This is a genomic window from Streptomyces sp. SID5469 (assembly GCF_009862865.1).
In the GTDB taxonomy this organism is placed as follows: domain Bacteria; phylum Actinomycetota; class Actinomycetes; order Streptomycetales; family Streptomycetaceae; genus Streptomyces; species Streptomyces avermitilis.
Map to the genome: position 1 here is coordinate 4,485,143 of NZ_WWIN01000001.1, position 11,809 is coordinate 4,496,951.

The 11,809-nt window shown below is 73.3% G+C and carries 10 protein-coding genes; 4 read left to right on the top strand and 6 right to left on the bottom strand.

Annotated elements, in window-relative coordinates:
• Positions 1-14 precede the first annotated feature (14 nt).
• From GTY58_RS18945 to GTY58_RS18955, 3 genes are all read right to left on the bottom strand, one after another.
• Positions 15-467, bottom strand: coding sequence for a phospholipase (locus GTY58_RS18945; protein WP_010985060.1), 453 nt, complete (start codon positions 465-467; stop codon positions 15-17).
• Between the two features lie 194 nt (positions 468-661).
• A complete protein-coding gene (locus tag GTY58_RS18950; protein ID WP_010985061.1) occupies positions 662-1,321 on the bottom strand; it encodes a response regulator transcription factor in 660 nt (219 codons plus the stop codon).
• A complete protein-coding gene (locus GTY58_RS18955) occupies positions 1,294-2,556 on the bottom strand; it encodes a sensor histidine kinase (RefSeq protein WP_037644806.1) in 1,263 nt (420 codons plus the stop codon). The genes GTY58_RS18950 and GTY58_RS18955 overlap by 28 nt, the downstream gene beginning before the upstream one ends.
• A gap of 389 nt (positions 2,557-2,945) precedes the next feature.
• On the opposite strand from GTY58_RS18955, the gene GTY58_RS18960 reads away from it, so the two are divergent.
• The 4 genes from GTY58_RS18960 (at position 2,946) to GTY58_RS18975 (ending at position 8,798) form a co-directional block, all read left to right on the top strand.
• Positions 2,946-4,817, top strand: a complete 1,872-nt coding sequence (locus GTY58_RS18960; protein WP_037644804.1) for an AfsR/SARP family transcriptional regulator — start codon at positions 2,946-2,948, stop codon at positions 4,815-4,817.
• Positions 4,818-4,934: 117 nt separating this feature from the next.
• On the top strand, positions 4,935-5,450 hold the full coding sequence (locus tag GTY58_RS18965) for a DedA family protein (protein WP_048894562.1): 516 nt from the start codon (positions 4,935-4,937) through the stop codon (positions 5,448-5,450).
• Between the two features lie 160 nt (positions 5,451-5,610).
• A complete protein-coding gene (locus GTY58_RS18970; RefSeq protein ID WP_037644802.1) occupies positions 5,611-6,348 on the top strand; it encodes an ABC transporter ATP-binding protein in 738 nt (245 codons plus the stop codon).
• The gene (locus GTY58_RS18975) at positions 6,342-8,798 is read left to right on the top strand and encodes an FtsX-like permease family protein (protein WP_010985066.1); all 2,457 of its coding nucleotides are present in this window, start codon (positions 6,342-6,344) and stop codon (positions 8,796-8,798) included. The genes GTY58_RS18970 and GTY58_RS18975 overlap by 7 nt, the downstream gene beginning before the upstream one ends.
• 309 nt (positions 8,799-9,107) lie before the next feature.
• Here GTY58_RS18975 and GTY58_RS18980 read toward each other — a convergent pair whose 3' ends face one another.
• Genes GTY58_RS18980 through GTY58_RS18990 form a run of 3 tightly spaced genes read right to left on the bottom strand, consistent with a single transcriptional unit; the run spans position 9,108 to position 11,809 of the window.
• Positions 9,108-10,043, bottom strand: a complete 936-nt coding sequence (locus GTY58_RS18980; RefSeq protein ID WP_010985067.1) for a TauD/TfdA family dioxygenase — start codon at positions 10,041-10,043, stop codon at positions 9,108-9,110.
• On the bottom strand, positions 10,040-10,834 hold the full coding sequence (locus GTY58_RS18985) for a 4'-phosphopantetheinyl transferase superfamily protein (protein ID WP_010985068.1): 795 nt from the start codon (positions 10,832-10,834) through the stop codon (positions 10,040-10,042). The genes GTY58_RS18980 and GTY58_RS18985 overlap by 4 nt, the downstream gene beginning before the upstream one ends.
• A gap of 39 nt (positions 10,835-10,873) precedes the next feature.
• Positions 10,874-11,809, bottom strand: a complete 936-nt coding sequence (locus tag GTY58_RS18990; protein WP_010985069.1) for a TauD/TfdA family dioxygenase — start codon at positions 11,807-11,809, stop codon at positions 10,874-10,876.

The window sequence follows — 11,809 nt, forward strand, 5'->3', positions numbered from 1 at the left end:
GTCGCGGGCGGTGGTCAGCCCAGGTTGACGACCGCCTGGTAGTAGGTCCAGGCCGTCGCGTCGCACGACGCCTTCTTCACTCCGGAGTAGGCCGTGCAGACCCGCTTGAGGTCGGCGTAGAAGGCGCTGTCCAGGCGGGACTTGTTGGCGTCGAAGGAGCCGGCCGCCGTGTAGTTGCGGTAGCCGAAGTCGTGCCGGACGCACGAGTTGGCGAAGGGGAAGCCGAACGGGTTGTCCGGCGAGGTGGTGCAGTAGTCGGTGGACCAGTCGAAGCCGTACGCGCTCCAGGCGCCCTGGTCGGCGCGGGCCGCGAAGAAGGCGTTGTAGCTGGCGGCGCTGGTCTGGGTCCAGTTGCTGAGGACCGTCGCCTTGTCGGCGGGTGCGGCGGATGCCGACGTGACGGGTACGAGGGCGGCGGTCAGCGCGAGGGCGGTGGTGGCCAGCGTGGCGGCGACGCGACGGCGCATGGGGGGGGTACCTCCGTGGGAGAGCGCGGGCTGCTCCGACGGGGTCCGCCGAAGCGCGCCCAGCGTTCGCCGGGGGGCTATGGCGGTCGTATGCGGCTCCTATACGGGGAGCCGGCGGGGTGCGTACGTCAACTTGTCTGAGTGCACGCCGACTTGGTGTTCAGATGCGGGACGGGGGGACCGGCCCCCGGGCCTCACGCCCGCAGAAAGGCCAGTACCGCCAGGACCCTGCGGTGGGTCTCGTCCGCCGGGGGCAGGTCCAGCTTGGTGAGGATGCTGCCGATGTGCTTGCCGACCGCCGCCTCGGAGACCACCAGTTCACGGGCGATCGCGCCGTTCGACTTGCCCTGCGCGATCAGTGCCAGGACCTCCCGCTCGCGCGGGGTGAGGCGGGCCAGTGGGTCCCGGCGGCGGCGCAGCAGCTGGCGCACCACCTCGGGGTCGACGACGGTGCCGCCGTCCGCGACCTCGCTCAGCGCGTCCACGAACTCCTCGACCTGGCCGACCCGGTCCTTCAGCAGATAGCCGACGCCCGAACCGTCGCCGGAGTCCAGCAGTTCGGACGCGTACGCCCGCTGCACGTACTGGCTCAGGACCAGGACCGGCAGCGCGGGCTGCTTCTCGCGCAGCCGGACCGCCGCGTGCAGCCCCTCGTCCTGGAAGCCCGGCGGCATCCGGACGTCCGTCACCACGATGTCCGGTGCGTGCTCGGCGACCGCGACGAGCAGCGCCTGCGCGTCGCCGACGGCCGCCACCACCTCGTGACCGCAGCGGGTGAGCAGGCCGATGAGGCCCTCCCGCAGCAACACGCTGTCCTCGGCCAGGACTACGCGCAGGGGTCGGTTCGCTCGCAAGGAATCTCCACACGCAGCAGGGTCGGTCCACCCGGCGGGCTGGACAGCGCAAGTCTGCCATCGAGCACCGACACCCGGTCGGCGAGTCCGGTCAGCCCGCTGCCGTCCGCCGCGTTCGCGCCACCGCCGCCGTCGTCGTGCACCTCGAGGACCAGTCGGCCGTCCCGGTGTCCGCCGCTCACCTCGGCGCGGCTCGCCCCGCTGTGCTTGGCGACGTTGGCGAGGGCCTCGCAGACCACGAAGTAGGCGGCGGCCTCCACCGCTTCGGGCAGCCGGCCGGGCAGCTCCAGGCCTACGTCCACGGGGACCACGGAGCGGTCGGCGGCGTCGGCGACGGCCGCCTCGAGGCCGTAGTCCGCGAGGACCTTGGGGTGGATGCCGTGGATGAGTTCCCGCAGCTCCTCCAGGGCCTTGCCGGCCTCTTCGTGCGCCTTGGCGAGCTGGTCGGCGAGCGGTCCCGGCGGGGCGTCCAGGCGGGCCAGGCCGAGTGTCATCGTCAGGGCGACGAGCCGCTGCTGGGCCCCGTCGTGCAGATCTCGTTCGATGCGGCGCCGCTCGGCCTCGAACGCGTCGACCAACCGGACGCGTGAGCTGGCGAGTTCGGTGACCTTGGCGTCCAGGTCGGCTTCTCTGGAGGCGATCAGAAGCCGCGTCAGTTCCGCCCGGGCGCCGCCCGCGAGGCCCAGCGCGTAGGCGCAGAGCACCAGCAGGACCAGGCCGAGCACGGCGACCCCGAACGCTCCCGGCCAGGTGGTGACCGTCCACTGCTTGAGCACCTTCGCCTCGTCGCCGCCCCCGATGGTGGCCATCAGCAGCGGAGTGGCCACCATCGACACGGGGAACAGCAGGCCCACCGTGACCACGAGGGCGTCGACGGGCCAGAGCAGCCCCGCGAACAGCAGCGCGTAGCCGAGTTCCCGCCAGGTCGCCTGTTCCCGCAGCCGGGTCCGCAGCCAGGCCCACAGCCCGGGGGCGGAAGGCGTGCGGTGCTGGTCCGTCGCCGGGTCCAGGTCGATCAGCGCCAGCCTGCGCCGCTCCATGGAGGCGACCGGGATTCCGGCCAGCGCCACACAGACCAGCAGCGGCAGCCCCACCAGGACGACGGCGAGGGCGCCGCCGATCACGGCCACGGTCACGATCCCCACCAGCGCGGCGATCCCGGCCGCCGCCCCGGTGAGCAGATACAGGACCGACCGCCACGGCCACGACGACAGCAGGAAGCCCGGCCTGGACATGGCCTGCCACACATTCCGAGGGTGCATGGGCTCACCGTAGAAGGGCCGCTCCCGCCGGTGCCATCGGTCCAGTGGGCGGACCGGGGGTAGTGCCAGCCCTACCTTCCGCCGGCAGGGGCGGGCGGAACGTCCCTGGCGGGGACGGCCGAAAGGTCCCTGGCGGGGTCGGCGGACGGGGCACGGGACAGGGCCGCGAGGGCACGATTCACGGGCCGCGGGGTCACGGGGGTGGGGCTGCAGAGACCTGCCACGGCAGCCTGTTGCCATTTTGAAGGCTCAATTCCGCCACACGTTGGCGCAAACAATGACCGTGAGCGGCACGCCCGGCGCGTCGCTTTCGGCCACTGCCGCACAGGGCGGCCACGGCCGTACACCGTGGGGGAGTCACGATGGAATTCCAGCTTCTGGGACCCGTGGAGGCCAGAGAGGGCGCGCGCCGCGTCGCCCTGTCCGGCTCGAAGGTGCACACGGTTCTCGCTGTACTGCTGCTCGCGCGAGGCCGCGTGGTGGGTGACAGCCGGCTGAGTTCGCTGCTGTGGGGGTGGGACCCGCCGGCCACGATGAACGCCCAGATCTACACGTACATATCAAGGCTCAGGAAGCATCTGGGCTCCGATGTCGAGCTCGTCCGCCGGCAGCCCGGGTACCAGTTGCTCGCCGAGGGCTCCCATGTCGACATGGTGGAGTTCGAGCGTCTGGACCGGCTCGGGCGCGGGGCGCTGGAGGAGCGGCGGTTCCCGGAGGCCGGGGAGCTGCTGCGGCGCGCGCTCGACCTGTGGCAGGGTCCCGCGCTCTCGAATGTGACGCCCCATCTCGCCGAGGCCGAGCTGCCGCGCCTCGAGGAGTCCAGGATGAGCGCCCTCGAGCGTCGCATCGAGGCCGATCTCGCCCTCGCCCGGCACCAGCGCCTGGTTCCCGAACTCACCGGCCTGGTGGGCGAGTTCCCGGTGCGGGAGCGGCTGCGCGCCCAGCTGATGACGGCGCTGTACCGGTGCGGCCGGCAGGCCGAGGCGCTGCGCGCCTTCCACGAGGGCCGCGACGTGCTCGCCGAGGAGCTGGGGGTGGACCCCGGCACCGATCTCACGGACACCTACCAGGCCGTGCTGACCGGCGAGCTGAGCCGGTTGCCGCAGCCCGCGCGGCTGCCCACGTCCGCCCCGTACGCGTCGCCGTACTCCGCGCCGTACGCGTCGCCGTCCGCACCCGTCATGCTGCCGCCCGACACCGCCGACTTCACCGGCCGGGAGAACCAGTTCACCGAGCTGTGCGCCCGGCTCGCTCCGCCCCCGGCCGACCGGCGCTCCGCGTTCCGCCCGCGCCGACTGCTGATCACCGGCATGGCCGGTGTCGGCAAGACGGCGCTCGCCGTCCGCGTCGCACACGCCGTCGCCGCCGAGTTCCCCGACGGTCTGCTGTACGCCCGGCTGCACCACGAGGACGGCACCGTCAAGGACTCCTGCGCGGTCCTCGCCCAACTGCTGCGCGCACTCGGCGATCCGTCCGCCGGCCTGCCGGCCCCCGACGGGTCGCCGCTCCAACTGGACGAGCTGATCCGCCGCTACCGCACCCGGACGGCGGGCCGCAGGCTGCTGATCCTGCTGGACGACGCGGCGAACGAGCTTCAGCTGGACGCGCTGCTTCCGGGCACCTCGGACGCCGCCGTCCTCGTCACGAGCCGCAGCAGGCTGTCCGCGGTGCCCGGCTCGCGCACGGTCGCCCTGGACCCGATGGACCGGAAGGAGTCGCTCGCCCTGCTCGCGGCCATCGCCGGGAACGCGCGTCTCGCCGTGGAGCCGGAAGCCGCCCGGACCGTCACCGAGGTGTGCGCGGGGCTGCCGCTGGCGCTGCGGATCGCCGGGACGCGGCTCGCCTCCCGGCCGCTGTGGCCGGCGGCCCGGCTCGCCCGGCGGCTCGCCGACCCGGCCACCCGCCTCGGCGAGCTGCGGGTCGGTGAACTCGACGTACGGCGCCGCCTCGACGCGGCACTGCGGCAACTGCCCGCGCCGGAGCTGGAGCTGCTGCGCACGCTCGTCCGCCGCGGTGCCGAGCCGTTCGCGGCGACCTCGGCCGCGCTGCTGCTCGGTCTGCCCGAGACGGCGGCCGAGGAGTTCCTGGAGCGGCTCGTCGAGGTGTCCCTCCTGGAGATGACCGGCATCGACTCCGCGGGCGAGCCCCGCTACCGGCTGCACGCCCTGGTGCGGCTCGTCGTGCGGGCCGGCCGGGAACAGCGCACGGACCGGCCGTTCACCAGGGCGAGCTGAACCGAACGCGGGAGGTAGGTCTGGCCCTACCCCAAGTCTCGGTTCTGCCGCACTGCGCCGCCCCGCCCTCCCGCGGTTTCGTTGAGTCATCGACATGACGAGAGAGGCGGCGCCCCGATGATGGCTTGGCTGGCCGAGCGCGTCCTGGCCTACGGAAGCTTCGGCATCCTCGCCACGGTGCTGCTGCTGCCCGCGCTGGAGGCGGCCCTGCCGCTGGTCGGCGCGCTGCTGCCGGGGCAGACCGCGGTGGTGATGGGCGGCCTGCTCGCCTGGCACGGGCGCGTTCCCGTCGTGGCGGCCCTGGTGACCGCGGTCGTCGGAGCGGTGCTCGGCAACGTCGCCGGGTACGCCGTCGGGCGGCGCTTCAGCGCCCGGCTCCTCGCGCGGGTACCGGCCGACGGGCGGCGCCGGCGCTACACCGACCGCGCCCTCGGCCTGATCGAACGGCGCGGTGGCAGCGCCGTGTTCGTCGGCCGCTTCACCGCCGTCCTGCGGACCCTCGTGCCCACCCTGTGCGGAGCCACCCGGATGCCGTTGCGCCGCTACCTCGCCTGGTCGGTCGTCAGCAGCGTCGTATGGGCGCCCGCCTTCGTCCTGATCGGGTACGTCATGGGGCCGGCCGGGCCCGGGTGACGCACCTCCTCCGCAAGCTGCTGCCACGGCAGGAACCTGCCGACGCAGCGCCTTATCCGGCCACCCGGCCGCCTCAACAATGGCCACGCCGGGACCAGTTCCCGACGACTTCCGTCCCGCCCTGTCGCGCGGGAGGACCGACACCGAATGAGTGGGACAGATGAGTAACGACGCGATCCAGTTGCGTTCCGTGAGCAGGCGATACGGTGCGGGAGGCGGCGCGGTGACCGCCCTCGACCAGGTGTCGCTCGCCTTCCCCAGGGGCACCTTCACCGCCGTCATGGGGCCGTCCGGCTCCGGCAAGTCCACCCTTCTGCAGTGCGCGGCCGGACTCGACCGGCCCACCTCCGGCTCGGTCACCGTCGGCGACACCGAACTGACGAAGCTCAGCGAGACGAAGCTGACCCTGCTGCGCCGTGACCGCATCGGCTTCGTGTTCCAGGCGTTCAACCTGCTGCCGTCGCTGACCGCGGAACAGAACGTGGCGCTGCCGCTGCGCCTGGCCGGACGCCGCCCCCGCAAGACGGAGGTCCGCGAGGTGCTGGCGCAGGTCGGGCTCGGCGACCGGGCCGGGCACCGGCCCACCGAGATGTCCGGCGGCCAGCAGCAGCGCGTCGCCCTGGCCCGGGCCCTGATCACCCGCCCCGACGTCCTCTTCGGCGACGAGCCCACCGGCGCGCTCGACTCGCAGACCAGCCGGGAGGTGCTCACCCTGCTGCGCGGCATGGTCGACAGCGAGGGCCAGACGGTCATCATGGTCACGCACGACCCGGTGGCCGCCTCGTACGCCGACCGGGTCGTCTTCCTCGTCGACGGACGGGTCAACGGCGAGCTGATCGGGGCGAGCGCCGAGGACATCGCCGCACGCATGACCAAGCTGGAGGCCGCGCCGTGCTGAGCGTCGCCCTGCGCACCCTGCGCGCCCGCTGGGTCACCTTCGTCGGCAGCTTCGTCGCGCTCTCCCTGGGCGTCGGTCTGCTCGCCGTCATGGGCCTGGCCCTCGCGTCGTCCCTGGACGCACCGGACCGCGAGCCCGAGCGGTTCGCCGCGGCCCCGGTCGTGGTGAAGGGACCGGACACCCTGCGCGTGCCGACCCCCATCGGGGACCGGGTCCAGAAGCTGGCCCAGCCGCGCGCCGTACCGGCCGCCCTGAAGACCGAGCTGAAGAAGCTGGGTCCCGTGGTCGAGGACCGTGCCTTCGCCGTACGCGCCCGGGGCGGCCCCGGCGAGCTGGTGGGCCACCCCTGGTCGACCGCCGCCTTCGCCCCGTACGAGATCAGTGCCGGAAGCGCGCCCCGGGCCGCCGACCAGGTCGTCGTCAGCGGCGACTGGGCCACCGTGGGACAGCGGCTGCGGACCGACCGCGGCACCGTGCGGGTCGTCGGCACGGTGGCCGGGCTCGGCTTCGAGAACGCGGTCTTCTTCAGCGACGCGCGGGCCGCCGAACTGGCGCCTGTCAGCGTTCAGTTGGTGGTGGACGCCGACGCGGCCGCCGTGCGGGACGCGGCGCGGGACAGCACCGGGGTGAGCGTGCTCACCGGTGACAGGCGCCGGCTCGCCGACGCCGATCCCGACCGCGACAGCGAGGCCCTGGTCGCGATGAACGCCATGTTCGGCACGGCCGGCGGGGTCACCGCCTTCGTGTCGGTGTTCGTGGTGGCGTCGACCTTCGCGTTCGCCGTCGCCCAGCGGCGCCGCGAGTTCGGTCTGCTGCGCACCGCGGGCGCGACACCGGGCCAGATCCGCCGGATGGTCATCTCCGAGGCGTTCCTCGTCGGTGTCCTCGCGTCCGCCGCGGGCTGCGTGTTCGGCGCGTACGGTGCGCCGCGCCTCGCCCAGTGGGTGGTCGACAACGAGCTGGCCCCGTCCTGGTTCACCATCGGCGACTACACGTGGCCGTACTACATGGCCTTCTGGACGGGCCTGCTCGTGGCCCTGTGCGGCGCGGTGGCCGCGTCCTGGCGGGCCGGCAGGACCGGGCCGACCGAGGCGCTGCGCGAGGCGTCCGTCGACACCAGGACGATGACCTGGGGCCGCTGGCTGTCCGGTCTGGCCCTGCTGCTGACCGCCGTGGGCACGCTGGTCTTCGCGCTGGCCACCGAGCCGGGCGACCTGCTGCACCGCAAGACGTACGTCAGCCGGCCGATGCTGCTGATCACCGCGGTCGCGCTGCTCGCCCCCGTCCTGGTGCGGCCCATGACCCGGCTGATCGCCTGGCTGCCGGCCCAACTGCCGGGCGCCACCGGGATGCTGGTGCGGGAGAACGCCGCCGCGGGCGTGCGCCGTACCGCCGCCGTCGCGGCGCCCGTCCTGGTCACGGTCGCCCTCGCGGGCTCGCTGCTCGGCGCCACGGCGACGCTCAACGAGGCGAAGGCCACCGAGACCCGGGCGCAGACCGCCGCGAACTTCGTGGTGTCGCCGGGGAGTTCCGAGGGCTTCGACGCGGCCGCTCTCACCCGGCTGCGTGAGGTGCCGGGCGCCAAGGTCTCCGCCACCTCCACGAGCGCCGTGTACGTCCTCGAGGACGGCGTCGCGCTGATCAAGTCCGAGGCGCGGGCCGCCGATCCCGCGATGCTCGCCACCACGACGCGGCTGCCGCTGGCGGCGGGCCGGGTGACCGACCTCGACGACGACTCGATCATCGTGAACGAGGAGTGGGCGCGGCACACCGTCGGGCAGAGCGTGGCCGTCTGGCTCGGCGACGGCACGAAGAAGACCCTGAAGATCGCCGCGGTGATGCACACCGGCACCGGCAACAACGGCGTCTACGTCACCCCGGGCAACGCCCAGGGCGCGAGCGTCGACCGGGTCGACGTGTCGGTCGCGGACGGCGCCGACGCCTCGGCCGTGGCCGCCGGTCTGCGCGAGGCCGTGCGGTCCGAGGGCGGACAGGTCCTCACCAAGGACGCGTGGGTGCGGGCGAGCTACCCCGAGACCAACCGGACGACCCGCCTCGGCTTCATCCTGGTCCTCGGTATCGCCCTCGTCTACACGGCGATCGCCCTGGCCAACACGCTGGTCATGGCGACGTCCGACCGGGTGCGCGACCTGGCGGTGCTCCGCCTGGCCGGGGCCACCAGGTGGCAGGTGCTGCGCCTGGTGGGCGCGGAGGCGCTGATGGTGGTCGCGGTGGGCGGGGTGCTCGGGCTGCTGGCCGCGGGGCTCAACCTGGCCGGGATGTGGGGCGCCCTCGGGCTCCTCGAGGTGTGGTCCTCGATCGAGCTCCCCTGGCCGGTGCTCGGCGCGGCGGTGGCCGTCTGCGCCGTCCTGGCGGTCGTCTCGGCGATGGCCCCGGCCGGGGTCTCCCTGCGGCGCAGGGCCGTGGAACTGGCCGGCATGCGGGAGTGAACCCAGGGACCGCGTGCCGGAGGGACCCTCCCCCCGTCGCCTCCGGCGCGCGCCGCGGTCCGGGTCCGATCCGCCGGATCGGCCCGGACCGCAGCACAAAGGGCCGGGGCGCCGACTCCCACGAGGGAGCCGGCGCCCCGGCCTCGGTGCAGTCGGCGTCAGTGCGGTCGGGCTTGGTGCAGCCAGCGTTGGTGGATCGGGCTTGGTGGATCGGGCTTGGTGGAACCGGCTTGGTGGACCGGCGTCGGTGCCGTCGGCCTTGGTGGGCCGGTCGGCGAAGGACAGGCGGCAAGGGGGCAAGGGGCAGCGTCAGGCGGCGGGCGGGCGTGAGGGTTCGGCCATCGCCACCGCGATCTTGCGGGGGCCCGTGAACGGCTCCCGGCCGTGCGCGGCCAGCATGTTGTCGACGATCAGCACGTCGTCGCGCTGCCAGTCGAAGCGCGTCGTCGCCGAGCGGTACGCGGCCCGCAGATGCGCGACCGTCTCGTCCGGGATGCGTCCGCCGTCGCCGAAGTACGTGTTGGTGGGCAGGTCCTCGTCCGGGAAGATCTCCCGCAGCCCCTCCTGGACCTCCGGCGCCAGCGAGGTGACATGCCAGAACGTGGCGTGGTTGAACCACACCTCCTCCCCCGAGCCCGGGTGCGTGTGCACGGCGGCCCGCACCGTCGTCGTCCGCAGCCCCCCGTCCGCGCGCCACTCGGCCGTGATGCCCTTGCCGCGGCAGTACTCCTCGACCGCCGCCGGGTCGCCGGTGCCGAACGCCTCCTGCCAGGGCACGCCGAAGTCCGCGTGGAAGTTGCGCACCACCTGCCAGCCGCCGCGCCGCACGAACTCCTCGCGCACCGCCGGGTCGATGGCCCGGTACACCTCACGGATGTCGGCGAGCGGGGTCGCGCCCCGGGTGTGGGCCGGCTCGATGCAGTAGAAGTACAGCGTGTGCGGCCAGACGGCCTGGTAGGAGTTCTCGTTGTGCAGGAAGATCTCCTCGTCGGCCGGATAGTCGGTCGACGTGTAGACCTGGCCCTTGATGGTGGAGCGGGGCGAGGACCGCTCGGCGTAACTGAGCGGCCTGCTCCCGGAGAACGCCTGGACCACGCCGTCGAAGCCGTCGACTCCGCCGACCTCGAAACCGCGCAGCAGGAGCGCTCCCCGCTCGCCCAGGACCCGCCGGAGCTTCTCCCGGTTCTCGGCGATGTAGTCGTGCACCGGCGTTCCCGGCTGTGCCGTGTACTCGATCGCGGTCATCGGACCAGAACCCCCGTCGCCTTCGCCTGCTCCTGCTGCTGTTCCTGCTGCTGTTCCTGCCGCTCCTCGTCACCGCGCCGCACCACCGGGCCCGTGGAACCGGCCTCCCGGGCCAGCGCCGCGAACACCCCGTCGGCCACCGACAGGTCCTGCACCAGCCAGGTGTCGGGGCCCGTCGGCTCGGTGTGGGTGACCACGACCGGACCGTCGAGGGCGGGCCGTACGTCGACCGCCTTGAGGTCCGTGATGATGCCGACCCCGCTCGCCTTGACCACGGCCTCCTTCCGCGTCCAGCAGCGGAAGAAGGCGTGCGAACGCGCGGCCTCGTCCGGTGCCGACCGGACGTGGGCGAGTTCGGAGGCGCTCAGCACGAGCTTCGAGGCGCCCTCCACGTCCAGGCTGCGGCCGTCCTCCACGTCGATGCCGACCTGCCGGCCGACCACCACCGCGAGCAGCCAGCGCGGCCCGGACCGCGAGAGGTTGAAGTCGAGGTCGGTGGGCGGCCAGTCGACACGGGGTCTGCCGTGCCGTGGATGCGCGCAGCGCGGGCACGGGCGCCTGCCGAGGACGATGTCCCCCGGTGCCACGTCCAGGTACTCGGCGAGCACCCGGCGCAGCGCCGCGTGCGCGGCCGCGTAACGGACCGCGGCCGCGTCCGGCAGGCGTTCGACCAGGTGCCGTTCTTCTTCCGAGAGCAGGTCGGTGTCACCCGGCGCGAGCGCGTCGGGGGCCCGGCCCTGCCAGATGTGGACCGCGTCGCGGTCCCTCAGGTTCTCGTATGCGGCGGTCATCGCCTCAGTCCGTTCCGTCCGTTCCGTCCGTCCGCCTGGTCAGTCCGACATCGCGACCAGCACCCGGCGGTCGCCCACGAAGGGGCGGCGGCCGTGCGCCAGCAGGACGTTGTCGATGAGCAGCAGGTCGCCGGCGCGCCAGTCCACGTCGACGGCGTTCGCGAGGCCGCGGTCGCGGATCTGGGCGACGTACTCCGCGGGGATGGGGCTGCCGTCGGCGAACGTCACACTCTGCGGCAGTTCGTCCTCGGGCAGGATCTGCGCCAGCGCCGCCGCGGTGTCGTCGCCGAGGCCCGCCGGGTGCCACTGGTCGGACTGGTTGAACCACACCTCGGCGCCGGTGACCGGGTGCCGGGTGGTGGCCGGGCGCACCGAGGAGACCCGGATGCCGCCGTCGGCCTTCCACTCCCAGGTGGCGCCGGTCGGGCCGAGGAAGGCCTCCACCTCCTCGCGGCTCGTGGTCTCGAAGGTGTCCTGCCAGCTCTTGCCGAGCCCGTAGCCGTCGTGCAGGTTCTGCACGTAGCGCACCCCGCCCGCGAAGGCCTCGCGCACCTCGGCGTCCAGGGACCCGTACCAGACGGCCGCGTCGACGACGGGGGTCGCGCCGCCGCCGCCGGGCTGCACCTGGCAGTAGAAGGCCAGCCGGGACGGCCAGGCGTGCGCGTAACTCATCTCGTTGTGCATGGAGATGGTGAATTCCCGCGGGTACTCCGTGGAGGTGTACACGTTGCTGCCGACCTTGGTGCGCGGCGAGTTGCCGTGGACGTAGGCGAGCCGGTTGGGCAGCAGCGCGTCGAGCGCCCGGTCGAGGTCCTCGGGGGTGACCCCGAAGCCACGGAAGACCAGGCCCTTCTCCGCCACGAGCAGCTTGCCGAACTCCTCCCCCATGCCGGCCACCCGCTCGACGAGTTCCTCCGCCCCGCCCTCGCACTCGGTCTCGATCTCCAACGGCGTCCAGGTCTGCGTGTCCGTCAT